We start from the raw sequence: 23855 nt of genomic DNA on the forward strand, positions 1-23855 counted from the left end.
CCCATGCAACAGGAACGATACAACCGGTACGAGAAGGCCCGGATCCTCGGCGCCCGCGCGCTGCAGGTGTCCTACGGCGCACCCGTACTGATCGAGACCGACCAGACGGAGCCGATCCTCATCGCCGCGGAGGAGTACGACGAGGGCGTGCTTCCGTTCACGGTCAATCGAAGCCAGGCATCGACATGACGCTGATCACCGACGTCCGGCTGCGCGAGATCCTCGATTCCCGGGGCAACCCAACGGTCGAGGCCGACGTCGTGACCGAGAGCGGCGGCTTTGGCCGCGCTGCGGCTCCGTCGGGGGCCAGCACGGGCGAGTACGAGGCGATCGAGCGACCGTCGGGCGAGGCCATCGCGGCGGCACGCGAGCGGGCCGTCCCCCGGCTCGTCGGTGACGCGTACGCGGGCAACCAGCGCGAGGTCGACGCGATCCTTCGGGCGGCCGACGGGACCGACAACTTCGCGGAGATCGGTGCCAACAGCGCGGTCGCCATCTCGATGGCGGCGGCGAAGGCCGGCGCGGACGTCCTGGGTGCGCCGCTCTTCCAGCACCTGGGTGGGACGTTCCGGGGTAACTCGTTCCCTACGCCGCTCGGGAACGTCGTCGGGGGTGGCGAACACGCTACCGACGCGACGGACATCCAGGAGTTTCTCGCCGCGCCGGTGGGAGCGCCGAGCGTTCAGGACGCGGTGTTCGCGAACGCGGCCGTCCACGCAGCCGTGGCGGACGTGCTGGACGAACGGGACGAGCCAGCGGGCAAGGGTGACGAGGGCGCGTGGGCGCCGTCGGTGACCGACGCCGAGGCGTTCGAGATCGTCGACGACGCGGTCGGCCGCGTCGAGGACGAGGTCGGGTTCGAAATCGGCTTCGGGCTCGACGTTGCCGCGTCGGAACTCTACGACGCCGATGCCGACGAGTACGTCTACAGCGACCGAACCCGCTCGACCGACGAGCAGATCGCCTACGTCGCCGACCTCGTCTCCGAGTACGACCTCGTCTACGTCGAGGACCCGCTCGACGAGGACGATTACGACGCGTACGCCGAACTCACGGATCGAACCGGTGACGAGACGCTGATCTGCGGCGACGATCTCTTCGTGACGAACGTCGATCGTCTGCGTACCGGTATCGATGGGGGTGCGGCCAACGCCATCCTGATCAAGCCGAATCAGATCGGTACCCTCTCGGACGCGTTCGACGCGATCGAACTCGCGACCGAACACGGCTACGAGGCCGTCGTCTCCCACCGTTCGGGTGAGACCGAAGACGCGACCATCGCACACCTCGCCGTCGCGACCGACGCCGCCTTCATCAAGACGGGGGCCGTCGGCGGCGAGCGCACCGCCAAGCTGAACGAACTGATCCGCATCGAAGACGACGCACTATGACAGAGAACGATACACCACAGGAGGGTCTCGACGCCGCCGAGGATGAGATCGACGAGGAGCCGGCCGAAGGGGCCGGCCCCGCCGCCGAATCCGAGGAGGTCGACGAGGCCGCAACAGCAGAGACCGCCGAGGCGCCCGCCGAGGCCGAACCAGCCGACGAGGAACTCGACGAGTCGGGTCCGTCGCTCGACGACGACGTCATGAGCGACGAGGACGCAGACCTCCTCATCCCCGTCGAGGACTACCTGGGTGCCGGTGTCCACATCGGGACCCAGCAGAAGACCGAGGACATGGAGCGGTTTATCCACCGCGTCCGGACCGACGGACTCTACGTCCTCGACGTCTCGATGACCGACCGTCGCATCCGGACGGCTGCGGACTTCCTCGAGAACTACGCGCCGGAGCAGATCCTGGTGACCTCGTCCCGTCAGTACGGCCGCTTCCCGGCCGAGAAGTTCGCCGAAGCCGTCGGCGCCCGCGCCCGAACGGGCCGTTTCATCCCCGGCACGCTCACCAACCCGAAGTACGACGGCTACATCGAACCGGACGTGCTGGTCGTCACGGACCCGATCGGCGACGCCCAGGCCGTCAAGGAGGCGATCACGGTCGGCATCCCGGTCATCGCGATGTGCGACTCGAACAACCAGACCGGTAACGTCGACCTCGTCGTTCCGACCAACAACAAGGGTCGAAAGGCCCTCTCGGTCGTCTACTGGCTGCTGGCAAACGAGGTTCTGGATCGCCGCGGCGCGGAACCGTCCTACGCGCTCGAAGACTTCGAGAGCCTGGTGTAAGGGTCGAGTTTCTGTGTCTTCTGTTCGTCCTGTACCCACGAGCGACTGCCACCTTCGTTCGATCACACCGTTCGGCGACCGGACAGGGAAAGAGTTACCTGTCGACCGGTTCGACTCCCGAACATGAAGGACGTCCTCTACGAGTTCGAGGAGGAGACGATCCCACCGGTCGTGGCGATGGCAGCGGCCGCGTTAGTCGGACTGTTCGCTCTCGGGTTCGTGTACAAACTCGTCTCTGTGCTGGTGCTCTAGTGCGTCTACCGGTCGCCGGACGGCGAGCGTCGACGGGGTGTGTGCGACCGAGAAGACAGCAATTAAGCCGGGAGGGACGAATCCTCAGGATATGACTCGTTCGAGCGCTCCCGGGAAGGTGTATCTCTTCGGGGAGCATGCGGTGGTCTACGGCGAACCGGCCGTTCCCTGCGCGATCGAACGGCGGGCGCGAGTCGGCGTCGAACCGCGAGACGACGCGACGCTGCGCGTTCACTCCGACGACCTCAGTCTGGACGGGTTCACCGTGGAGTACTCCGGTTCGACGACGGGAACTCCGGATATCGACGTGGCAGAGTCGCTGGTCGACGCGGCGATGGGCTACGTCGACGAAGCGATCGGGCAGGTGCGCGACGTGACCGGCGATACCGAGACCGGTTTCGACGTGACTATCGAGAGCGACATTCCGCTGGGGGCGGGCATCGGTTCGTCCGCTGCCGTGGTCGTGGCGGCGATCGACGCGGCGAGCCGAGCCCTCGGCGTCGAACTATCGACTGACGAACTCGCCGAACGGGCCTACCGGACCGAACTCGCCGTCCAGGACGGGCAGGCCTCGCGTGCCGATACGTTCTGTTCTGCGACGGGTGGCGCCGTTCGCGTCGAGGGAGCAGACTGTCGGTCGATCGCGGCGCCCGACCTGCCGTTCGTGATCGGGTTCGACGGCGGTGCGGGGGACACTGGCGCGTTAGTCGCCGGCGTCCGCCAGCTTCGCGAGGAGTACGACTTCGCCGCCGAGACGATCGAGTCGATCGGCGATATCGTCAGACGGGGTGAACGGATTCTCGCCGACGGAGACGTCGAGGAACTCGGTGAACTGATGGACTTCAATCACGGATTGCTCTCGGCGCTCGGTGTCTCCTCGCGATCGCTCGATTCGATGGTCTGGGCCGCTCGCGAAGCCGGCGCCCACGGGGTGAAACTGACCGGCGCGGGCGGCGGCGGCTGTATCGTCGCGCTGGATCCGACGCCGGAGACGGCGACGGCGTTGCGGTACCTGCCCGGCTGTGAGGAGGTGTTTCGTGCGGAACTTGCGACCGACGGGGTGAAACGACTCGAATGACGATCGTCCTGAAACTCGGCGGGAGCGTGATCACCGAGAAGGACCGCCCCGAGACGCTCGACGGCAGGGCGCTCGACGAAACGGCGGACGCGATCGCCGAGGCGCTCGCAGACGGGACCGTCGAGGACATCGTTCTGGTCCACGGCGGCGGTAGTTTCGGCCATCACCACGCGAACGAGTTTGGCGTGAGCACGACCGCCGGTAGCCACGCGGTCGACGCCGTCCACGCGATCCACGGCGCGATGACGACACTCAATCGGTTCGTCCTCCAGCGGCTGCTCGACCGTGACGTGCCCGCCGTACCGGTCGCCCCGTTTTCTGCCGCCTATCGAAGCGGAGACGGTGCCCTTACCCTCCCGACCGGGCAGGTCGAGACGCTGCTGGGGGAGGGGTTCGTCCCCGTGTTGCACGGCGACATCGTCGCCCACGTCGGTGCGGGCGTGACCGTCGTGAGCGGTGACGAACTCGTCGTCGAACTGGCCGACCGCCTCGGGGCCGATCGGGTCGGTCTCTGCTCTGCGGTGCCGGGCGTCCTCGATGGGAACGATGCGGTGATCGAGCGAATCGAGAGCCACGAGGACGTCGCGTCGGTGCTCGGTGACAGCGATACGACGGACGTGACCGGCGGGATGAGTAGCAAGGTCCGCGCGTTGCTGGCGCTCGACGGACCGGCGTCGATTTTCGATCTGGACGGATTGACCGCGTTTCTCGCGGGCGAGCGCCCAGGGACGACCGTCGACGGCGAGCGTCAGTGACCCGACCCGGTATCGTGGAGCGAAGCGACCCGTCGGAGTCTCGCCAGGTGTCGGTCCGTTCGCGCTCTCTCTCGGTGTTGCAGACGACCGCCGTGTCGAAGCGGAGGTCCCCGAGTCGTCGCGTCCCGTGGTTCGAGCGTGCAACGACGGGCTACCCACGTAGCCGGCCGGGAGAATATCGATGAAGCGCAACAGGGTCCGGCCGATCGCGTGCTGCCTGCGCAGGTCGACGGCGACCGCGCTGACGCGCCGGGTCAGGACGCCGTTCGTCCTGTCTTCGCCGACCTCCAGGCCGTGGTTCATTGTCCCGGCGTCCCGGCTCCGTCATCGGGATCGACGATCGCTGCGTCTGGTCGGACGTGCCGTGACCGGTCACGACACTCGCAGTGGCGCCGGTGACCGACTCGGGATACTCCGGGCGGCTTCGTCTCGGCCCGACCCCTGACGGGCCCGTGTCCTGGTCACGTTCGATCGCCGGCCCGTCACCAGCGTCGGCGGCGGTACCGCCGCGAGGATCCACGCCTTTAAGCCGATCGGGCCTGTACCCCCGGACAACCGAGCGAACGGTCGTCCCGGGACGAACGGAGGGCGACCGGCGATCCGCCGGCAGACGGCGATGTGGGCCTCCGGCCCGTACGCCCGACGGCGGACGACTCGACGCAGTCGGGACCCCGCATCCGGTCGAGCAGTCGACCGTGCTCGCGGGCGCCGGTCGACCCCTGCGGGGCGGGCCGACTCGGACACAACTATGGAAATCGAAATTGCAACGATAGGCGGCTACGAGGAAGTTGGACGGCAGATGACTGCCGTCCGCGCGGGCAACGACGTCGTCATCTTCGACATGGGACTGAACCTCTCGCAGGTTCTGATCCACGACAACGTCGAGACCGAACGGATGCACAGTCTCGATCTGATCGACATGGGCGCGATTCCGGACGACCGGGTTATGTCCGACCTCGAGGGCGACGTGCAGGCGATCGTCCCGACGCACGGTCACTTAGACCACATCGGCGCCATCTCGAAACTCGCCCACCGGTACAACGCGCCGGTCGTCGCGACGCCGTTTACGATCGAGCTGGTCAAACAGCAGATCGAGAGCGAACAGAAGTTCGGCGTCGAGAACGATCTGATCAAGATGGATCCCGGCGAGACGATGTCGATCGGCGACAGCGGCCAGGTCGACCTCGAGTTCGTCAACGTCACTCACTCGATCATCGACGCCATCAACCCGGTCCTCCACACGCCCGAGGGCGCCATCGTCTACGGGCTGGACAAACGCATGGATCACACGCCGGTCATCGGCGACCCGATCGACATGGAACGCTTCCGCGAGATCGGTCGAGAGGGCCAGGGTGTCCTGTGTTACATCGAGGACTGTACGAACGCGAACAAGCAGGGTCGCACGCCGAGTGAATCCGTCGCGAGACGCCACCTGAAGGACGTCATCTACAGTCTGGAGGACTACGACGGCGGCATCGTCGCGACGACGTTCTCGAGTCACATCTCCCGGGTCACCTCGCTCGTGGAGTTCGCCAACGATATCGGCCGCCAGCCGGTCTTGCTGGGTCGGTCGATGGAGAAGTACTCTGGGACCGCGGAACGACTCGACTTCGTCGACTTCCCCGACGATCTGGGTATGTTCGGTCACCGCAAGTCGGTCGACCGAACGTTCAAACGCATCATGAACGAAGGCAAAGAGAACTTCCTGCCCGTCGTCACTGGCCACCAGGGAGAACCGCGCGCGATGCTCACCCGGATGGCCCGCGGCGAGACGCCGTACGAACTGGACGAGGGCGACAAGGTCGTCTTCTCTGCGCGCGTCATCCCGGAACCCACCAACGAGGGCCAGCGCTACCAGGCCGAGAAGCTCCTTGGCATGCAGGGCGCACGCATCTACTCCGACATCCACGTCTCCGGCCACCTCAACCAGGAGGGTCACTACGAGATGCTACAGGCGCTGCAACCCCAGCACATCATCCCGGCCCATCAGGACATGAAGGGCTTCTCTGGGTACGTCGGCCTCGCACAGAGCGAGGGGTACAAACTCGGTCGTGATCTGCACGTCACGTCGAACGGCAACCTGATCCAGCTGGTCGAGTGAGATGACGACCCCCGAGGCACGCGAACAGGCGGTGCTCGAAGCGGTCCGGAAGCGGCGCGAACTCGTCAACGACGCGATCCCGGAGGAGTTACCGATCCGTCGTCCGGAGCGCCTCTACGAGGCCTCGCGGTACCTGCTCGACGCGGGTGGCAAGCGCCTCCGGCCGTCGGTGTTACTCGTCACGGCGGAGGCTCTCACCGACGTCGATCCGCTCACGGAGTCGTATCGGTCGTTCGAACCGCTCGACGATTCGTCGCCGATCGACATCCTGGCGGCAGCGATCAGCGTCGAAGTGATCCAGTCGTTCACCCTGATCCACGACGACATCATGGACGACGACGACCTTCGACGTGGCGTCCCGGCCGTCCATCGCGAGTACGACGTAGAGACGGCGATTCTCGCCGGCGACACGCTGTACTCGAAGGCGTTCGAGATCATGCTCGATACGGGCGCCGAGACGGACCGGATGGTCCGCGCGCTCGACGTCCTCGCGAACACCTGTACGCAGATCTGCGAGGGCCAGTCGCTCGACGTCCAGTTCGAGGAACGCGACCGGGTCACGACCGACGAGTACCTGGAAATGGTCGAACAGAAGACGGCGGTCCTCTACGCAGCGTCGGCTGCCCTGCCCGCGGTCCTCCTCGGTGCCGACGACGAGACCGTCGACGCGCTCTATGGCTACGGGCTCGACATCGGACGCGGGTTCCAGATCCACGACGACGTCCTCGATCTCACCGTCCCGAGCGAGACGCTCGGCAAACAACGCGGCAGCGACCTCGTCGAGAACAAACAGACCCTGATCACCGTCCACGCCCGCGAGCAGGGTGTGTCGGTCGACTCCCTCGTCGACACGGACGACGTCGACGCCGTCACAGAAGCGGAGATCGACAGTGCCGTCGCCGAACTCGAAGCGGCAGGCAGCATCGAGTACGCCCGGGCGAAAGCCCACGAACTCGTCTCGCAGGGCAAAGGTCGCCTCGACGTCCTTCCCGAGAACGAGGCCCGGACACTGCTCGAAACCCTCGCCGAGTATCTCGTCGAGCGCGGCTACTGAGCCAGTACAGACCCGTTTTCGGCGCCGAATCGACGCTCGAAACGGAGCGTGGGTTTTTGTCCGCCAGGTCGGTACGTCCCGACATGACGCAACCGCAGGGTCCCAGATCACTCTCTCGCCGCACTCTACTCGCCGCTGGCCTGTCGGCCGGGATTACGGCCGTCGCCGGGTGCACCTCCCTGGTCGGAAACACGTCAGACGGGTCGACGTTCGACCCTGAGGAACCGTCCGACCCGCCGACGGGGACGCCGAACGAACTCCACTACGTGCTCGAAGAGCGAACGCCCCAGCACGAACTCGACGTCGAGTCCATCTACGAGAGCGACGGTGATCTGATCGTCGAGTACTACTCCGACGCCGACGCGTCGGTGGACGAGAACGCGACCGGCGAGAACGCCTCGATCGTCGTCAGGGAAGGTGGACCGCTGTACAACTTCACGATGGAAGAGGCGGGCGTGATCGCCGAAGCGTTCAACCAGGTGTGCATCCAGTACGGCTCCGGCGACGAGTACGACATGCTCGTCGGGGAGCTCGTCAATCCACTGGAAAACCAGCCGTGGGGTTGGGGCGCCGAGACCGCCTGGTTCACAGAGTACAACGCGGGCAACATCACGCGAACCGACGTCGTTCAGCGAATGGGTCAGTACGTCGTCTACGAGGAAGACGTGACGGCGAGCGAGTAGTGATGCAGACGCTTCTAGTGAGCGTCCACGCCGTTCGGTACATCCCCAATCGCCGAACCAGCGGTCGGGCGCGGACGTCCGTGGCCGAGTTGTCGAGAGCGATTGGAGCCGAGCGGTTCGGTAGCGTGATCGGAGCCGAGCGGTTCGGCCGGAACCTACCGTCCCTCTCGATCAGTCGGTGGGTGGCGAGACGGTAGTGGCGCTCTCGTTGGTTCCGACGGCCGTCTCTCCGTCGGCGGAGGTCTCGAGGATCGTCGCCATCGTCTCGAGTTCCTGATCGAGCGCGTCGTCACCGATGGCGTCAGCTTCGGCGGAGAAGTACGACCGGAACGTCGCGAACCGCTCGACGTACGCCGGCGAGAGTCGTAAGTCGGTCGACTGGCGTTCCCACTCACCGAGGGCCACCGTCTCGGACTCGTCGATCCCCGCGTCGGGTGGGTCCGGGTCGTCGCCTGCGAGTGTGGCGCGTTCGTACTCGATCCAGTGCTGTGTGAGCGTGGCGTATCGAGTGAGCAGGACGGCCTTCCGGACGCTGTCGGTCTCGAAGTACTCCGGTTGGCGATCGTCGAATCGGAGGTGTTCGGTCGTCTCGTGGCGTTCGCCCGACCGGTCCTCGTAACTCGCCGTCAGTTCCAGTGTCGATTCGTCCCCCGTTCGATTCAGTTGTAGCAGGATGACTCCACCCCTGCTGGCGCCGTCCTCTGTGGGGGAGGGAAACAGCGTGTTGACCGACATGAGCTCGCCGGTCGCGTCGTCGGCGTCGGGTGAGCCGTAGACGGATTCGATCTCGTATCCCGGGGCGTCCAGGGTGAGCTCTAGGTCGTAGACCATCGGCGTGACCATGTAGGCGAACTCCTCGCCCATCCGCTCCTCGAAGCGCTCGGCGGCGTGGACGCTGTAATAGTTCGCCCCGCGAACGGCCGTGATCGCGTCGACCAGTTCGGAGTTGAAGTCCAGTCCGACGCCGACGAACGTCGAGTGAATCCCGCGGTCGGCGTCGGCGTCGAGACGCGATTCGAGCCCGTCGGCGCTCGTCTCCCCGATGTTCGGCATCGCGTCGGTCAGGTAGACGACGCGAGTGTCGTAGCCCTCCTCGCCGACGTGCCCCTCGGCGAGCCCGCGTGCCCGGTCCATTCCCGCTTCGAGATCGGTCCCGCCGCCGGCCCGGATCGACTGGACGTCGTCCGCGAGGGCTGTTCTATCGCGGTCGCCCATCCGGTCTAGCGGTACGACGGTGTCGGCCCCGCTGTCGAACGTGACGAGTCCGAAGCGGTCGTCGGCCTCGAGCTGGTCGGTGAGCGCGACGACGGCGTCGGTCGCCGCGTCCATCTTCGGTTTCGTCTTCCGGTCCTCTGCCGCCGTCTCGTTGTCGGCCGTTCTTGGGCCGTCGTAGTAATACTCGGCCATCGGCGACGACATCGACCCGGACGTGTCGAGCACGACCACGAGGTTGAGCCGTTCGCGTTCGAAGTCGGAGGCGTTCAGGTTGGAATTCAGTCCGACGGAGAGGTACGGTTCCGTCTCGTTCGAGAGCGGATCGGCCGTGACGGCGCGGCTGTAGGCCGGACAGAACGACTCGTCACACTCGTGATCACCCGTTTCGAAGTAATAGTCGTAGTACAGTCCCTCGTGCGTGATGTCCGTGGTAGTCGGGAGGTACCCCGATTCGACGTTCTCACGAAACGCGTCAGCATCTTGTGCACCACCGACCGCGTACCCGAGGTCGTTGCCACCGGCGTCGCTCTGGAGTCCGCCGTACGAACAGCCCGCCAGTACCACCACGACCACGAGCGTGAGCGCCATGGGTCCGCGCTCGCGAGCCAATCGCACCATACACACTCTTCAAAGACGATATACTAATATATTCTCCTGGGTGAAAAATCGACTACACCCGATAGCTGGGTGCGCGTTCGGTCCGACCGGCCGGTCGAACATCGCGGCTGTTTTGATGGCTCCCCCTAAACTGACGGCTAATGGACGAGGAGGTACGCGAACGCGTCGAGCGCGAGGTCGAAAAGCACGCGCTGTTGAACGCTGTCAAGCACGAGAGCGACGCGAACGTCGGGGCGATCATGGGGCCGCTCATGGGGGACAATCCGGACTTCCGTCCCCACGGCGACGAGATTCCAGGGATCGCAGGCCCGATAGTGAACGAGGTGAACGACCTCTCCCACGAGGAGCGTCGTGACCGCATCGCCGAACTGGCCCCAGAGGAACTGGCCGAGATCGAAGCCGAGGACGAGGAGGACGAGTGGGACCTGCCCGCGCTCCCGAACGCCGAGGACGTCGAGGAGGTTCGGATGCGCTGTGCGCCGAATCCGAACGGGCCGTGGCACGTGGGCCACGCGCGGATGCCCGCGGTCATCGGCACCTACCGAGAGCGCTACGACGGCTGGTTCTGCGTCAGGTTCGACGACACCGACCCGGAGACGAAGCGCCCCGATCTGAACGCGTACGACGACATTCTCGAGGACGTCGAGTACCTCGGGTTCGAACCGGACGCCGTCTACCGGGCCAGCGACCGCGTCGAGACCTACTACGACCACGCCCGGGAACTGATCGAACTGGACGGTGCCTACACCTGCTCGTGTTCCGGCGAAACGTTCAGCGAGCTGAAAAACGACGGGACGGCCTGTCCGCATCGCGAGAAAGACCCGGCGACAGTCCGTCAGGAGTTCGAGGCGATGGTCGATGGGGAGTACGAGAGCGGCGAGATGGTTCTGCGGGTCAAGACCGACATCGACCACAAGAATCCGGCCCTGCGCGACTTCGTCGCCTTCCGGATGATCGATACGCCCCATCCCCGCGACGTGGCCAGCGACTACCGATGCTGGCCGATGCTGGACTTCCAGTCCGGTATCGACGACCACCTGCTCGGCGTCACGCACATCATCCGGGGTATCGACCTGCAGGACTCCGCGAAGAAACAGCGCTTCGTCTACGACTACTTCGAGTGGGAGTACCCCGAGGTCGTCCACTGGGGGCACGTCCAGTTAGACGCCTACGACGTCCCGATGAGCACTTCGTCGATCAAGGAGTCGATCGACGCCGGCGAACTGGACGGCTGGGACGACCCACGGGCTCCAACGCTCGCGAGCCTTCGGCGACGGGGAATCCGGGGCGAGGCGATAACGGACGCGATGGTCGGACTCGGCACCTCGACGTCGAACGTCGATCTGGCGATGAGCACCATCTACGCGAACAACCGGGAGCGAATCGACGACGAGAGCGACCGCTACTTCTTCGTCCGCGACGGCACCGAGGTCCAGCTCGGCGGAAGCCCGCCCGGGGAAGCGAACCCGCCGCTGCATCCCGATCACGAGGACCGCGGCGTCCGGGAGATCCCCGTCGGCGACACCGTTCTCGTGGAACCCGCGGATCTGCCCGACCGCGAGGGCCGCCTCTGGCTGAAGGGGTTAGGTTGCTTCCGCTACACCCGGGACGCGCTGCAGTACTCCGGCGAGGACATCGAGGTCGTGAGGGACGGCGACGTCGAGGTCGTCCACTGGGTTCCCGCGGACGACGCCGTCGCCGTCCGGATGCGAACGATGGAGGGTGACGTTTCGGGCCACGCCGAACCCGGCGTCGCCGACCTGGCGCCGGACGAGACGGTCCAGTTCGTCCGCGTCGGCTACGCCCGGATCGACCGCCACGACGACGGAGAGACGGTCGCGTACTTCTCACACCCGTAAGAAAACGGCGTGGAGACGAACGCTCGCCACGCTGGAGCGTGACGATGCCCCGTCCCCGGGTGGACTCAATCGCGGGTCTCTTCGACGGTCAGCCCAGCAGGTCGTCGCTCCCGTCCGGTCGCGGGTCGGCGACGACACCCTCCTGACGGCCGAGAACGCGAGCGTGGGCCGCACAGACGAGGCGATTCTCGGCCCACGGGATGTGGAGTTCCACGACGGCGGGCCGCTCGCAGTCGTCTTCGGCGCAGTCCATGGCGACTCTCGCGGGGCCGGCGAGTAGGATTTTTCGGTCCTGGCAGGCACGCGTCCCTGCCGTCCAGAATCGACCGGGTTATGGTGTCCGGGGCAAAGGACGAGACGATGACACGCGGCGCGATCGTCGTCGGTGCGTCGTCGGGCATCGGTGCGGCTCTCGCCCGCCGACTCGCCGCGGATGGGTACGAACTCGGGCTGGCCGCCCGTCGAACGGATCGGCTGACCGAACTCGGCGAGGAACTCCCGACGCAGGCGTACGTCGCGACGATGGACGTGACCGACACCGACGCGGCTCGCGAGGCCTTCGACGACCTCACGGCGGCGATGGACCGCGTCGAACTCGTCGTACTCTCGGCCGGCGTCGGGTCGATCAACCGCGAGCTGGAGTGGCCGCCCGAACGCGAGACGATCGCGGTGAACGTACGCGGATTCACGGCCCTGGCGACGGCGGCGATCGAGTACTTCGAGCGCGGACGGAGTGGGCCGACCGCCGATTCTGAGACCGCGACTCGTCGTGCACACTCGTCCGATCCGCCGATAGACGGCCACCTCGTCGGTATCTCCTCCGTCGCCGCGGGGTTCGGTAGTCCCGACGCCCCGGCGTACAACGCCTCGAAGGCGTTCGTGAGTCGGTACCTGGAGGGGCTTCGTCACCGCCAGTCTACACGACTCGCCGACGTCGCCATCACGACGGTCGAACCCGGATTCGTCGACACTGACATGGCCCTCGGCGATGACCTCTTCTGGCTGTGTTCGCCGGAGACGGCCGCCGATCGGATCCACTGGGCGATCGAGAACCGGCGAAGACACGTCTACGTCACGCGCCGGTGGCGCCTGATCGCCTGGCTGTTCGCGATACTCCCGGAATCCATCGCTCGACGGCTCCTGACGTAGTGGTGGCACTCGCTCGTCGTGGATTCACTCGTCGTGGAATCGGTCACGGAGGTCTCGAACGAGATGGGCAGCCGCGTCGCCGACGAGCGTCGAATCCGTTCCGTAGTGATCGACGAGCGGACAGAGCGCGTCGCCGAACGATCGCATGCACTGGCCCGGAGAGTGGTACCCGAGTTCGGCAGCGACCTCGGGCCAGGGTCGAGCCTGGAGTCCGCGACGAACGAAGAGCCGGTCGGCCCTGGTCGACGGGACCGCCGTGTCGAGGGTCGGCTGTTCGATCAGGTACCGCACCAGCACGGGTCGAAACGGGCCCGGATCGACGTCGAACAGCCCAGGACCGTACGCGGCGCCGGCGATCAGTCGCCAGTCGTGTTCGTCATGGGGGAGCGGTGGTGCGGCGTCGGTCGGGATCGAACGAAGGATCGCCCTCGCGGTGTCGGCGTCGAGGTCGCCGAGTGCGTCACCGAGGACTGCGGGTACACGGGCGGCGAATCTGCGGGCGTGTCGGTCTCGCAGCGAGCGGCCCGCGTCACTCGTCGGGTGGAGGACGATAGCGGAGTACGCTCCGCTACGGTCGTTCCGAGTCGTCGAGGTGTGGATCGCGCCGTAGTCGTTCCGCTGCCAGAAGCGAAGTAGGTCCGGCGTCGCGCCGAATCCCGACCCCAGCCAGTCGACGTCGTCGGCGCACTCCTCGTGTATCTTCGCGAGGAGGTGCGACCCGAGGCCCCGGGAACGGACGGCGTGATGGGTCGCGATCCGCACGATCCGGTACCCCACGGTCTCACCGGCCGACTCGTCCCTGAGCTGGCTCGTCAGGACGTCGGGGAGCATGTTTCCCCTGATCCGAGCGCCCTCGTACATCTCCGCGCGGGTCTCGGCGTCGAGTCCGCCCTCCCGTGCGAGCAGTGCCACGGCGACGACGTGACCGTCGTGTTCGAGCGTGCGGACGGTCACGTTCGGAGCGTCGAGCAGTCGCGCGAGGTCCGTCGGTTCGGTCCGGTAGTGCGCCAGGACGAGCAAGCCGAACGTCTCTCTGAGGCGGTGTTCGTCGCCGACGAGCGTCTCCGGGTCCGGACGCTCGTACGTGACGGATTCCGGCGTGGCGTCGGCGACGAGCGGGTCGACTGGCGGGCCGGCGTCGAGTGCGAGAACGCGGAACGCCCAGGTTTCGATGGGGTCGCCGGCGGCGTACCGGATCGGTTCGACGAGCGACAGTGCCGTCACGTCGTGGGGCGCGTCGTCGAGTCGATCACGGAACCTGACGGCGAATCCGCGCCCCGTTCCTTCGTAGCCGTGGACGGTCGTGGCGTAGGCGACCTGGTCTGCGGCGAGCGTGGTCTCGAGGATCGAGACCGGAAGCGTGGCGGCCTCGTCGACGATCACGACGTCGGGTTCGTCGATCCACGCGTCCACGTTACTCGCCGGTTCGAACCGCACGCGACCGCCGGTGTCCGTTCGGACGGGTATCGCTTCGGACGCGTCACGACCGGACGACGGATCGGTCTCTTCGGGTTCGCTCTCCCCGACGAGTTCGCGGGCCCGAGCGAACACCTCGCCGCAGCCGTCGGCTGACTGCGCCGTGACCGCCACGTCGAGACCCGATAGCGCCAGCGCTCCGGCAGCGAGACCCGCCGCGCTCGACTTGCCGCGGCCCCGATCGGCCTCGAGGACGATGGCTCGCGATCCGACGTCGGCGTCGCGAAACGGTTCGAACGCCGCGACCGCCTCACGCTGATCGGCCGTCAGGCACGCCTCGTAGGCCGTGTCGGGAAAGTCACCGGTGACCGCGTCGGATGGTTGCGACGGCTCGACCTCCAGCCGCGGTGCGGGGTGGATCAGCCCGTCTCGACGGACCCGGTCGTCGTCGACGTCGACGATCGCGATGCCAGGGTGGCGCCTGAGCGTCTCGACGAGGCGACGTCGAAAGTGTCCGGTGACCGATTCGACCGCGACGGGTGGTGCTGCGAGCGTTTCGTCGAAGGCGTCTCGCGTCTCCGGCCAGTCGTCGAGCGGCGGCGCGATGAGGACGAGGAGTCCCCCGCCGTCGACTGCCCCGACGACACTCCCGAGCGCGTTCGGTCGGAGTGCCTGGTGCGTGTCGATCGCGATCACCTCTCGCGTGGTACCGAGGAGGCGATTCGCGGTCGACTGCGAACGGTACTCACAGCGGAGTCGGTCTTCGGGACCGACGAGCGTCGTGTCTCCGATCGATACTGAGAGCGCGTCGAGCACTGCTTCGAGGTGCCTGTAGCCAGCCTCTCTGTCACCGGTGAGCACGAGGAGCCGCCGTTCGTCGACGGGCTTCGCGTCGGTACGGAGTGCCTTCGCGACCGACACCGAGTGCATACCCGACCCGTCGCACCCGCGTGGGGTAACTCCACCGTTCCGCACGGTCGGTCGGCCACCACCGATGCCGAGCGATCGGACCGGTGGACCGAGCGGATGGTCCGAATGCTGCGCTCGATCGACGGCCCTTCCGGGCACATTCGAACCGAACCGACGGTGGTGCGGTTGGACACCGATATCGTGATCGTAACGGGACACGTCTTCACGTCCCTCCCTATCTCGACCCGACGCTCTCGGGCGACCGTTCGACGTGCGCATCGGTGTCACCCCGAATTTCGTTTGAACACGCTTTTATGGGGGGCACCGTTACTCAAGCCTACACCCTACGCGGGGTTGATGATGCTCCTAGCCGCACAGGAACTCCGCCGGAACGTGATTCCGGAACGGGGCACCCAGCGCCCCACCGGCAGGGGAGCGCGAGCCCGCGCGTAGGAGAGGTGAACAACCAATGTCAGTCTACGTCACTATCGACGTCCCGGCCGACCTTCAAGAGGACGCCCTCGAGGCCCTCGAAGTCGCCCGAGACACAGGACGCGTAAAGAAAGGAACGAACGAAACCACGAAAGCGATCGAGCGCGGCAACGCCGACCTCGTCTACGTCGCCGAAGACGTCTCCCCCGAGGAGATCGTCATGCACCTGCCCGAACTCGCCGACGAGAAGGGTATTCCGGTCGTCTTCGTCGAGACCCAGGACGACGTCGGTCACGCCGCCGGCCTCGAAGTCGGCTCCGCCGCCGCCGCGATCGTCGACACCGGCGATGCCGACGACGACGTCGATGACATCGCTGGCAAGATCGAGGACCTCGAGTGAGGTGATCAGAGATGAGCGCTGAAGAGGGTGAAAGCGGCTCCACGCCCGCCGAAGTCATCGAGATCGTCGGCAAGACCGGCATGCACGGCGAAGCCATGCAGGTCAAGTGTCGGATCAAGGAGGGCGAGAACCAGGGTCGCATCATCACTCGCAACTGCCTCGGGCCGGTCCGCGAGGGGGACGTCCTCCAGCTACGCGAGACCGCACGCGAGGCCGATTCGATCGGAGGACAGTGACGATGGTCGAGACACGAACCTGCGATTACACGGGCGAAGAGATCGAACCCGGGACGGGCATCATGTACGTCCGGACCGACGGGACCGTGCTCCACTTCGTCGACTCGAAAGCAGAGAAGAACTACCTGATGGGCCGCGAACCGCGCGACCTTGAGTGGACCGAGGAGGGCCGTCGAGGCAAGGAGTCGACGCGAGCAGCGGAGACCGAGGCGACTCCCGACGACGCCGAACCCGGATCGGATGACGCCGAGGACGCGGACACGGAGACCCAAGAATCCGGCGACGTGGACGAAGCCTCCGACGACGCAGACGCACCAACCGACGGTGACGAATCCGACACCGCGTCGGACGAAGACACCGAAGAATCCGACACCCAATCGGACGGTGACGGTGACGAATCCGACACCGCCGCTGACGACGACGCCGAGGATTCCGAGGAGGCCGAGGCATGACCGATGACGAACGCACGTTCGTGATGGTCAAGCCCGACGCCTTCGCACGCGGACTTGTCGGCGAGGTCGTCTCTCGACTCGAAGATCGCGGGCTCAAACTCGTCGGCCTCAAGGTCGAGAACATGCCCCGCGACCGGGCCGAAGAGCACTACGCGGAACACGAGGACAAGCCCTTCTACGACGACCTGGTCGACTTCATCACGTCCGGTCCGGTCGTCCCCATGGTCTGGGAGGGACAGGACGCGACGCGACAGGTCCGCCAGATGATCGGCGAGACCGACCCGCTCGAGGCGGCACCCGGAACGATCCGCGGTGACTACGCACTCGACCTCGGTCGGAACGTCGTTCACGCGGCGGACAACGAAGACGTGGGCGCGAACGAGCGCGAGATCGCGATCCACTTCGACGAGGACGAGCTGGTCGAGTACGACCAGCACGACGCCTCGTGGCTCTACGAGTAGTCGCCCCGAGTTACTGGGGCCTCTCATCCAGTGTGCGAACTGACGATTCGATAGCGTAGTCTCTTCTTTGCCGGTGTAACCGTTAACACGTGGACCGTCGTGGGTCCCGGTGAGGAGTTCGCGGGAATCCAACCGCCGGATCCGTTGCGCTGTGGTATCGTTTCACTCCTCAACGTTTAACACTCGCGCGAACGAACACCTCTTCGGGTGTCCACAATGACCGAACACGAACTTCCACCACTTCCGTACGACTACGACGCGCTCGAACCATCGATTTCCGAACAGGTCGTCACCTGGCATCACGACACGCACCACCAGGGCTACGTCAACGGGCTGAACGCGGCCGAAGAGACCCTCGCCGAGAACCGTGAGAGCGGTGACTTCGGCAGTTCGCCCGGTGCCATCGGGAACGTGACCCACAACGGCAGTGGGCACTACCTCCACACGATGTTCTGGGAGAACATGTCCCCCAACGGCGGCGGCGAACCCGAGGGTGACCTCGCCGACCGCATCGAGGAGGACTTCGGTTCCTACGAGGGCTGGAAGGGCGAATTCGAGGCCGCAGCCGGCGCTGCCGGTGGCTGGGCGCTCCTCGTCTACGATCCCGTCTCGAAGCAGCTCCGTAACATCGTCGTCGACAAGCACGACCAGGGCGCGCTCTGGGGATCCCACCCGATCCTCGCGCTCGACGTCTGGGAACACTCGTACTACTACGACTACGGTCCGGACCGCGGCGACTTCATCGACAGCTTCTTCGACGTCGTCAACTGGGACTCCGTCGCGGAGGAGTACCAGAAGTGTCTGGATCACTTCGAGTAACTGCCCGACCGACAGCGTCGAACTCCGTATTTTATCGCCACCCGTCCCCGAGCGACTGCACCGGGGTGCACCGATCGTCGGCGGACGACGTCCGTCGTCGGCACTGCCGGGGGTTTTAGGACCCATCCGTTCGTAGCCGGGGGTATGCCACGACCGAAATCGTCGTTCGAGGAGACCTACCCCTGTGACTTCTACGAACCCGAGGATCTCATGGAGTCGGGACAGCTGTACACGGTTTACGAGATTGCCAGACTCCTCCAGGGCCTGGAGCCGACCGCAGAACTCGATCGGGAGACAGAAGATATCTTGCTCGACTGGGCGATCCCGTGGATCATGATCAACGCAGACGATCTCGTGGTCGCGGAACCCCAATCCGACGACGAGCCAGGCTACTACGGGTTGGCTGACTGACGGGCGACTCGGTCTGGCTGACGGTTTCTCCGTCGTTCGGACCCGGTACCTGTCGAACGACGAACGGCCGTCCGCTCGCGGACCTGCGATAGATTCGTTGGTGGCCTCGTCGAGTCGGACTGTCGGTGACGGAGACCGATTCCTCAGTGGCGTCGAGCCATCCGAGCCGCGAGCGAGACGTGTTCTGCGGGATCGTCGGTCACGCTCGGGCCGTGACCGGCGTGGAGTTCCCGCAGGCTATCGTCGATGGTCGACGCGAGCCGATCGATGCTATCGATCAGCGTCGCACGGTCTCCTTCGGGGAGGTCGGTACGTCCGAACCCACCGTTCTGGAAGACGAGGTCGCCGGCGAAGAGGATCCCCGCTTCGGCGGCGTACAGACACAGGTGATCGTCCTTGTGTCCGGGTGTGTGGATGGCTACGTAGTCGTGATCGCCGAGCCGTATCCCCTCGCCATCCGCGAGTTCGTCCGTGACGCCGTCGGCCGTGACGTCGAATCCGCGGACGGGCACGTCGAACCGATCCGTCACGTCCGACAGGGCACCGACGTGGTCCGGATGGGTGTGGGTCAGTACCACTTCGTCGATAGCGTCGACGTGAGACTCGATCGCGTCGACGACGTCGAAGTTCGCCCCGGTATCGACCACCACTCGCCGGTCGCCGTCGACGAGGAACGCGTTGCTGGTGAACGCCGTTTCCGCCGCGGCGAGGTTCACGATCATGGGTCGACTAGGACGGACACTCGTTTGTGCGTGTCGACTACCGATCGAGTCGTCGGAGAACGGCTCTCGATTCGACGATGTGATACGTCCTGATGGGGTTTCCGATTCACAACCTCTATGGGGGGTCCCGCCGAACTCCCCACGAATGAAACGGTCGCTTGCTGTGATCCTGGTCGCGGTGGTCGCGTCAGGTCTGCTGGTGAGCGTCGTTCTCGTCTCGATGACCGACCAGCCGTCCGGGGCGCCGTCGCCGATCAACGAAACGGCGACGACGGCGGTAAACTCGACCGTCGCGACGTCAGCACAGGAGTTCGACCGGACCACGTTCGACATCAGTGTCGCCGAAGACGGGTCAGCGAGGTGGACGTTCGAATACGAACGGACGCTCGAGTCGACGGAGGAGGTCGACAACTTCGAGGCCTACGCGAGTCGGTTCGAGTCCGAAGAGACCGACCTCTACACGAAGTTCACGGAACAGGCCACGGCGCTCGTCACGGACGGCCAACGCTACACCGACCGTGAAATGGCGGCGACGGACTTCAATCGGACGGCCCGTGTCGAGCGATCGGTCAATACGAACGGCGTCGTCGAGATGTCGTTTACCTGGGAGGGATTCGCCGCGACGGAATCCGGGCGAGTCGTCGTGTCCGACGTCTTCGAGGGCGGGTTCTACATCATGGCCGATCAGAAGTTGCGCATTCGGGCCGGGGACGGCCTCGCGTTCGATCAAGTGTACCCGGACCCGGAGGCACGGTTCCCCGAACTGCACGAACGCGACCAGGTGGTCTGGCGAGGGGAACGTGAGTTCATCAGCGGTCGGCCGTACGTCGTTCTCGTCCCGGAGGAGAGTGCTGGGGCGACCGGCGAGCAGGACTCCATTTCCACGCCGGTCGCGATCGGTGGTGCAATCGTGGGTCTCGGACTGGTTGCTGGGCTCGCGCTGGCAGTCGCGAGACGACACCGGTATCCGGATATATTCGCATCCCTCCCCTCCCCCTTCGAAACGCAGGAAACTGCCACCGGCGACGAAGGTGGACCGCCACCGGCCGACACGGGAGCGGCTCGCGAACCGGGCCAGGGGACGGATTCGACGAGTCCGATCTCCGACGCCGAACTCATGACGGACGAAGATCGCGTGGTCTCGTTACTCACCGAGAACGGCGGTCGCATGAAGCAGGTACAGATCGTCGAGGAGACCGACTGGTCGAAGTCGAAGGTCAGTATGTTGCTCTCGGAGATGGAGTCCGAAGGGACGATCAGCAAACTCCGCGTCGGCCGCGAGAACATCATCAGTCTCGATGGCTTCGAACCGGAAGCCGCGCGTTCGCCACACGAGAACGACTCCCGCTGACGGCCTTGAAACGGAACGCTTAAACTGGTTTCCCCGCAACTATTGAGTAGACACGTCGACCCCTCCGCGGGATGGGCGTGCGGGCTCCGTTGGTGTAGTCCGGCCAATCATCTTGCCCTCTCACGGCAAGGACCAGGGTTCGAATCCCTGACGGAGCACTTTGCTGCGAACGAACGTGAGCAGCAAATGCGACCCTGGATTCGAATCAGACCAGTCGCGCGCAGCGAAGCGAGCACGTCTGGGCGTGGTTCGAATCCCTGACGGAGCACTACAGCGAACGAGTTTTGCGAGTGAAATAAGCGCGCCCGGGTGGGTGTTAGCGGAGCGGAGTCACAGCCCGCACGGCGACGTTGTGCGGTTCGAAACGAAGTGAGAACCGCGAAACGCGAACGATACCGGCTGCAGGCGGTTCACATACTCGGTGGCGCACGAGTTTTGCGTGCCGTCGGGCGGTCGGCACCCGCCGACGACCGGAACGGGGTCGATCCGACCGCGAGATCGCTGCGCACAACTCGACGACGCCCGGGGAGGAACTGAGAGCCATTCTGCAACGTAGCACCTGGAGCGTCTCGGCAGTCGGCCACTGATTCATTCGATACCCTTCGACGAGGTGTATTAGCGCCAGTATCCCCAGAAACGCGGTAACCGCCCCTCCGAGCGCCACGACCCCGTCACCCGGTGCGAGCAACACCATGATACCGAATCCGATCACGGCTGAGGCGATACGTATCAACGCACGTTCTGGACCAGACATTTCATCTGGAGAGGTGTGTGGTGACAGTACCGATACCATTGCTGCGATTTACGTCTTAGTATTGTATGTTCTATACGATGTGTGTATGTGTGTGTGGTCAGCCAGTATTACTATTCTGTATGTAACACAGATACTTCTACCTACCACTCCTTCCGACAGTACCGTTGTTGTACTAGTAGCGTCCAGGCGGCATAGATTGAGTCGCGACGCCAGACTTCTCCGACCTGGGTGGGATCGACCGTCGCCAATACGGTATAAATCGAGTGCTATTACCGAATGTGTTAAAGACAGTCGGCGGTGTAGACCGATACAGTGACTTTCGAATGATAGAAATCGACGACTCCCTCCGGACGGTGTTCACTGGGCGTATCGAACGACGCGACGACGCGTACGTCGTCGAGGTTCCTCGGTCCGAGGTCGACCACCGATCGGTCACGGCTGGCGAGACGTACCGCGTCGCACTGATCGAGTCGACGAACGCTTCGTCGGGTCCTCCGGACGGGATCGCGGACCGACGGGAGACACCATCGAGACCGACGTCGCGACCGGAGCCGCCGGTGACGGAGGGAGAGGAACGCGAGGTGACTATCGAGGCGATTGGCGAGCAGGGCGACGGGATCGCCAAGGTCGAACGGGGCTACGTCGTGATCGTCGAGGGGGCAACCCCCGGCGATACGCCCACCGTCCGGATCGACGACGTTACGCAGAACGTCGCCTTCGCGAGCGTCGTGGACGCCGATCGGGCGATTCGCTGAGAGGCGCTCGTCCGTCGACGGTCCCACGCAGGGGGGGCGCCGTGCCACAGAATTCACTCCCAGGGTCGTTCGTTCGACCCCGGTTGCCAAGGACCACCTTTTTAGCCCCTCCGTCGTGCAGGACCGGCATGGACGAGTCGGATCTGGTCACGCGAACGGCGGACGTGCTCTCGACAGACCCGGATGCGTATCAGTCCGCGGTCGACGAGGAGGCCGTGATGTTGACGGAGGCGCTGGCCGAGGGCGTCTTCGACAACCCGCAGGCGATCGTCGGCCTGGAGTACGAGTTTTACGCCGTCGACGCCGACGACGCCTCCCTCGTTCGCGTCCCACGGCGATTACTGGACCTCATCGGCTTCGAGAAGGAGCTCGGATTGCACAACGCGGAGATGACGACGAGCCCGCAGCCGCTGTCGGCTCACGGGCTCAGGGCGCAGGAGTCCGAGGTCAAGGCGCGCCTGGAGACCGCGTTGTCGGTGACGAGTACGGAGGACATGCGCCTGGTGAGCGATTCGATGTGGACCATCCCACCCGCCGGCGAGACGGCCCGGGGCTACCTCACGGAGAGCGTCGAACGGTCGGTCGAGGTGGACGGGGACGAGCGCAGCCTCCGGTTCGCGGCGAACATGAGCGACTCGGCGCGGTATCACGCGATGGCGAACACGGATCGTGCGACGGCAGCGGGGATGCGGATCGACGCTCCACACGTCTCGATGGAGGCAGACACGGTGATGCCCGAGAGTTTGATCACTTCGATCCAGCCGCACTACCAGGTTCCCCACGCGGACGATCTCCCGGCGTACTTCAACTACGCGCTCCGGGTCGCCGGGCCGCTGCTCGCGCTCGGGGCCAATTCACCGTTCTTCCCGCCGGATTGTTACGACGACGGGACGACCGTCGCGGACGCACTCGCCGATGGCTGGCGTGAACACCGGGTCAGCGTGTTCGAGACGGTGCTAAACGCAGATCGCGAGGAACCGGGGAAGGTCAGGTTTCCGGCCGACCTGGTCTCGACCGAAGAGGCGGTCGATCGCATCGCCGCAGACGATGCGGTCGTCCCCATGCCGGTCCAGAAACACGGCCGATACGACGACCGGTTCGCCCACCTCAGACGGACCCACGGCACCTACTGGCGGTGGGTGCGCCCCGTCTTCGACGGCGTTTCCCGATCGGCGGCCAACGCCAGGATCGAGTTCCGGCCGATCCCCGCCCAGCCGACGGTTCGCGACTCGATCGCCTTCCAGGCGGTCTTTGCTGGTCTCATGGAGAGCCTCCCCCGGCTCGAACACCCGGTCGCCGACCTGGAGTGGGAGTACGCCCGCGAGAACTTCTACGGCGCGATGCGGGACGGCTTCGATGCGGAGTTGTTCTGGATCACCAACGACGGCCACGAGACGACCGACGTCGACGCGGTGTTCGCAGACATCCTCGCCTACGCCACGGACGGTCTGACCAGCCGCGGGCTCTCGAGCACGGAGGCGGCAGCCTACGTGGACCCTCTCCGCAAGCGAGTCAAACGGCGGACGGCTCCAGCCGATTGGAAGCGTGATAGAGTCCGTGAACTGGCCGACGACGGCGCGACGCTCGCGGAGGCTATCCCGGAGATGCAGCGGGCGTACGTAGACGCCCAGCGCGAGACGATCCTCGAGGGATCCTTCGCCGACTGGCTCTGAGTCGGTTCTCCGCGTCACGGGTCCACGGCGTCACGCTGTCGGTAGTCGATCGGGTCCGCTCTGATATTCGATCCGGTCGAGGTACGATGACGTGCGAGCCGGCATTGCTGGCGGT

General features: G+C 65.4%; 24 protein-coding genes and 1 tRNA gene. 21 read left to right on the forward strand and 4 right to left on the reverse strand.

Going from position 1 to position 23855, the window contains the following annotated elements:
• Positions 1 to 3 precede the first annotated feature (3 nt).
• From NO366_RS12970 to NO366_RS13010, 9 genes are all read left to right on the forward strand, one after another.
• Entirely contained in the window at positions 4 to 189 is a 186-nt protein-coding gene (locus tag NO366_RS12970; RefSeq protein WP_256531211.1) for a DNA-directed RNA polymerase subunit K, read from the forward strand.
• A complete protein-coding gene (gene eno, locus NO366_RS12975; RefSeq protein ID WP_256531212.1) occupies positions 186 to 1391 on the forward strand; it encodes a phosphopyruvate hydratase in 1206 nt (401 codons plus the stop codon). Before NO366_RS12970 ends, eno begins: the two co-directional genes overlap by 4 nt.
• Positions 1388 to 2185, forward strand: a complete 798-nt coding sequence (rpsB, locus tag NO366_RS12980) for a 30S ribosomal protein S2 (protein WP_256531213.1) — start codon at positions 1388 to 1390, stop codon at positions 2183 to 2185. Before eno ends, rpsB begins: the two co-directional genes overlap by 4 nt.
• A gap of 123 nt (positions 2186 to 2308) precedes the next feature.
• Positions 2309 to 2437: a hypothetical protein gene (locus tag NO366_RS12985; protein WP_256531214.1), complete on the forward strand. Its 129-nt coding sequence runs from the start codon at positions 2309 to 2311 to the stop codon at positions 2435 to 2437.
• 91 nt (positions 2438 to 2528) lie between these two features.
• Positions 2529 to 3515, forward strand: coding sequence for a mevalonate kinase (gene mvk / locus NO366_RS12990; RefSeq protein WP_256531215.1), 987 nt, complete (start codon positions 2529 to 2531; stop codon positions 3513 to 3515).
• A complete protein-coding gene (locus tag NO366_RS12995) occupies positions 3512 to 4270 on the forward strand; it encodes an isopentenyl phosphate kinase (protein WP_256531216.1) in 759 nt (252 codons plus the stop codon). The genes mvk and NO366_RS12995 overlap by 4 nt, the downstream gene beginning before the upstream one ends.
• 748 nt (positions 4271 to 5018) lie before the next feature.
• A complete protein-coding gene (locus NO366_RS13000) occupies positions 5019 to 6371 on the forward strand; it encodes a ribonuclease J (RefSeq protein ID WP_256531217.1) in 1353 nt (450 codons plus the stop codon).
• A 1-nt stretch (position 6372) separates the two neighbouring features.
• Positions 6373 to 7425: a geranylfarnesyl diphosphate synthase gene (gene idsA3 / locus NO366_RS13005; protein ID WP_256531218.1), complete on the forward strand. Its 1053-nt coding sequence runs from the start codon at positions 6373 to 6375 to the stop codon at positions 7423 to 7425.
• 83 nt (positions 7426 to 7508) lie between these two features.
• Entirely contained in the window at positions 7509 to 8108 is a 600-nt protein-coding gene (locus NO366_RS13010; RefSeq protein WP_256531220.1) for a DUF8159 domain-containing protein, read from the forward strand.
• A gap of 171 nt (positions 8109 to 8279) precedes the next feature.
• Here NO366_RS13010 and NO366_RS13015 read toward each other — a convergent pair whose 3' ends face one another.
• Positions 8280 to 9941, reverse strand: a complete 1662-nt coding sequence (locus NO366_RS13015; RefSeq protein WP_256531221.1) for a vWA domain-containing protein — start codon at positions 9939 to 9941, stop codon at positions 8280 to 8282.
• Positions 9942 to 10081: 140 nt separating this feature from the next.
• Here NO366_RS13015 and NO366_RS13020 point away from each other — a divergent pair, with 140 nt between their 5' ends.
• Positions 10082 to 11800 (forward strand): glutamate--tRNA ligase, encoded by a 1719-nt coding sequence (locus NO366_RS13020; RefSeq protein ID WP_256531222.1) that lies wholly within the window; start codon positions 10082 to 10084, stop codon positions 11798 to 11800.
• A gap of 88 nt (positions 11801 to 11888) precedes the next feature.
• Here NO366_RS13020 and NO366_RS13025 read toward each other — a convergent pair whose 3' ends face one another.
• Positions 11889 to 12053, reverse strand: coding sequence for a DUF8014 family protein (locus NO366_RS13025; protein ID WP_256531223.1), 165 nt, complete (start codon positions 12051 to 12053; stop codon positions 11889 to 11891).
• 107 nt (positions 12054 to 12160) lie between these two features.
• Between NO366_RS13025 and NO366_RS13030 the strand changes: the two genes are divergently transcribed.
• Positions 12161 to 12949 carry an SDR family NAD(P)-dependent oxidoreductase gene (locus NO366_RS13030; RefSeq protein WP_256531224.1) on the forward strand — a complete coding sequence of 263 codons (789 nt, stop codon included), beginning with the start codon at positions 12161 to 12163 and terminating at the stop codon, positions 12947 to 12949.
• Between the two features lie 24 nt (positions 12950 to 12973).
• On the opposite strand, the gene tmcA is transcribed toward NO366_RS13030, so the two are convergent.
• On the reverse strand, positions 12974 to 15295 hold the full coding sequence (gene tmcA / locus NO366_RS13035) for a tRNA(Met) cytidine acetyltransferase TmcA (protein WP_256531225.1): 2322 nt from the start codon (positions 15293 to 15295) through the stop codon (positions 12974 to 12976).
• Between the two features lie 448 nt (positions 15296 to 15743).
• On the opposite strand from tmcA, the gene rpl7ae reads away from it, so the two are divergent.
• The 6 genes from rpl7ae (at position 15744) to NO366_RS13065 (ending at position 18485) form a co-directional block, all read left to right on the forward strand.
• Positions 15744 to 16106, forward strand: coding sequence for a 50S ribosomal protein L7Ae (gene rpl7ae / locus NO366_RS13040; protein WP_256531226.1), 363 nt, complete (start codon positions 15744 to 15746; stop codon positions 16104 to 16106).
• An 11-nt stretch (positions 16107 to 16117) separates the two neighbouring features.
• Positions 16118 to 16342, forward strand: a complete 225-nt coding sequence (locus NO366_RS13045; RefSeq protein WP_254768506.1) for a 30S ribosomal protein S28e — start codon at positions 16118 to 16120, stop codon at positions 16340 to 16342.
• A 2-nt stretch (positions 16343 to 16344) separates the two neighbouring features.
• Positions 16345 to 16794 (forward strand): 50S ribosomal protein L24e, encoded by a 450-nt coding sequence (locus NO366_RS13050; RefSeq protein WP_256531228.1) that lies wholly within the window; start codon positions 16345 to 16347, stop codon positions 16792 to 16794.
• Positions 16791 to 17255: a nucleoside-diphosphate kinase gene (gene ndk / locus NO366_RS13055; RefSeq protein WP_256531229.1), complete on the forward strand. Its 465-nt coding sequence runs from the start codon at positions 16791 to 16793 to the stop codon at positions 17253 to 17255. The genes NO366_RS13050 and ndk overlap by 4 nt, the downstream gene beginning before the upstream one ends.
• A 216-nt stretch (positions 17256 to 17471) precedes the next feature.
• A complete protein-coding gene (gene sod / locus NO366_RS13060; RefSeq protein ID WP_256531230.1) occupies positions 17472 to 18074 on the forward strand; it encodes a superoxide dismutase in 603 nt (200 codons plus the stop codon).
• Between the two features lie 144 nt (positions 18075 to 18218).
• Complete coding sequence (locus NO366_RS13065) at positions 18219 to 18485, forward strand: DUF5827 family protein (protein ID WP_256531231.1); 267 nt, start codon at positions 18219 to 18221, stop codon at positions 18483 to 18485.
• Between the two features lie 143 nt (positions 18486 to 18628).
• Here the strand turns inward: NO366_RS13065 and NO366_RS13070 are convergent, their stop codons facing one another.
• Positions 18629 to 19207: an MBL fold metallo-hydrolase gene (locus NO366_RS13070; RefSeq protein WP_256531232.1), complete on the reverse strand. Its 579-nt coding sequence runs from the start codon at positions 19205 to 19207 to the stop codon at positions 18629 to 18631.
• A gap of 145 nt (positions 19208 to 19352) precedes the next feature.
• Between NO366_RS13070 and NO366_RS13075 the strand changes: the two genes are divergently transcribed.
• The 4 genes from NO366_RS13075 (at position 19353) to NO366_RS13090 (ending at position 23740) form a co-directional block, all read left to right on the forward strand.
• On the forward strand, positions 19353 to 20558 hold the full coding sequence (locus tag NO366_RS13075; protein ID WP_256531233.1) for a helix-turn-helix transcriptional regulator: 1206 nt from the start codon (positions 19353 to 19355) through the stop codon (positions 20556 to 20558).
• Between the two features lie 83 nt (positions 20559 to 20641).
• Positions 20642 to 20716: transfer RNA gene (locus NO366_RS13080), tRNA-Glu, on the forward strand.
• A gap of 919 nt (positions 20717 to 21635) precedes the next feature.
• Complete coding sequence (locus NO366_RS13085) at positions 21636 to 22067, forward strand: TRAM domain-containing protein (RefSeq protein ID WP_256531234.1); 432 nt, start codon at positions 21636 to 21638, stop codon at positions 22065 to 22067.
• Positions 22068 to 22195: 128 nt separating this feature from the next.
• Positions 22196 to 23740 (forward strand): glutamate-cysteine ligase family protein, encoded by a 1545-nt coding sequence (locus tag NO366_RS13090; protein WP_256531235.1) that lies wholly within the window; start codon positions 22196 to 22198, stop codon positions 23738 to 23740.
• Positions 23741 to 23855: the final 115 nt, after the last annotated feature.

The sequence above is a fragment of the Halovivax cerinus genome, assembly GCF_024498195.1.
GTDB lineage: Archaea > Halobacteriota > Halobacteria > Halobacteriales > Natrialbaceae > Halovivax > Halovivax cerinus.

Coding starts and splice junctions, on each gene's coding strand:
- NO366_RS13010 (WP_256531220.1), top strand. CDS start 7,509: ATGACGCAACCGCAGGGTCCCAGATCACTCTCTCGCCGCACTCTACTC.
- NO366_RS12995 (WP_256531216.1), top strand. CDS start 3,512: ATGACGATCGTCCTGAAACTCGGCGGGAGCGTGATCACCGAGAAGGAC.
- NO366_RS13000 (WP_256531217.1), top strand. CDS start 5,019: ATGGAAATCGAAATTGCAACGATAGGCGGCTACGAGGAAGTTGGACGG.
- NO366_RS13030 (WP_256531224.1), top strand. CDS start 12,161: ATGACACGCGGCGCGATCGTCGTCGGTGCGTCGTCGGGCATCGGTGCG.
- rpl7ae (WP_256531226.1), top strand. CDS start 15,744: ATGTCAGTCTACGTCACTATCGACGTCCCGGCCGACCTTCAAGAGGAC.
- NO366_RS13065 (WP_256531231.1), top strand. CDS start 18,219: ATGCCACGACCGAAATCGTCGTTCGAGGAGACCTACCCCTGTGACTTC.
- idsA3 (WP_256531218.1), top strand. CDS start 6,373: ATGACGACCCCCGAGGCACGCGAACAGGCGGTGCTCGAAGCGGTCCGG.
- NO366_RS13020 (WP_256531222.1), top strand. CDS start 10,082: ATGGACGAGGAGGTACGCGAACGCGTCGAGCGCGAGGTCGAAAAGCAC.
- NO366_RS13050 (WP_256531228.1), top strand. CDS start 16,345: ATGGTCGAGACACGAACCTGCGATTACACGGGCGAAGAGATCGAACCC.
- NO366_RS13085 (WP_256531234.1), top strand. CDS start 21,636: ATGATAGAAATCGACGACTCCCTCCGGACGGTGTTCACTGGGCGTATC.
- rpsB (WP_256531213.1), top strand. CDS start 1,388: ATGACAGAGAACGATACACCACAGGAGGGTCTCGACGCCGCCGAGGAT.
- NO366_RS13045 (WP_254768506.1), top strand. CDS start 16,118: ATGAGCGCTGAAGAGGGTGAAAGCGGCTCCACGCCCGCCGAAGTCATC.
- NO366_RS13025 (WP_256531223.1), bottom strand. CDS start 12,053: ATGGACTGCGCCGAAGACGACTGCGAGCGGCCCGCCGTCGTGGAACTC.
- NO366_RS12970 (WP_256531211.1), top strand. CDS start 4: ATGCAACAGGAACGATACAACCGGTACGAGAAGGCCCGGATCCTCGGC.
- NO366_RS13090 (WP_256531235.1), top strand. CDS start 22,196: ATGGACGAGTCGGATCTGGTCACGCGAACGGCGGACGTGCTCTCGACA.
- sod (WP_256531230.1), top strand. CDS start 17,472: ATGACCGAACACGAACTTCCACCACTTCCGTACGACTACGACGCGCTC.
- NO366_RS13070 (WP_256531232.1), bottom strand. CDS start 19,207: ATGATCGTGAACCTCGCCGCGGCGGAAACGGCGTTCACCAGCAACGCG.
- tmcA (WP_256531225.1), bottom strand. CDS start 15,295: ATGCACTCGGTGTCGGTCGCGAAGGCACTCCGTACCGACGCGAAGCCC.
- NO366_RS13075 (WP_256531233.1), top strand. CDS start 19,353: ATGAAACGGTCGCTTGCTGTGATCCTGGTCGCGGTGGTCGCGTCAGGT.
- eno (WP_256531212.1), top strand. CDS start 186: ATGACGCTGATCACCGACGTCCGGCTGCGCGAGATCCTCGATTCCCGG.
- NO366_RS12985 (WP_256531214.1), top strand. CDS start 2,309: ATGAAGGACGTCCTCTACGAGTTCGAGGAGGAGACGATCCCACCGGTC.
- ndk (WP_256531229.1), top strand. CDS start 16,791: ATGACCGATGACGAACGCACGTTCGTGATGGTCAAGCCCGACGCCTTC.
- mvk (WP_256531215.1), top strand. CDS start 2,529: ATGACTCGTTCGAGCGCTCCCGGGAAGGTGTATCTCTTCGGGGAGCAT.
- NO366_RS13015 (WP_256531221.1), bottom strand. CDS start 9,941: ATGGTGCGATTGGCTCGCGAGCGCGGACCCATGGCGCTCACGCTCGTG.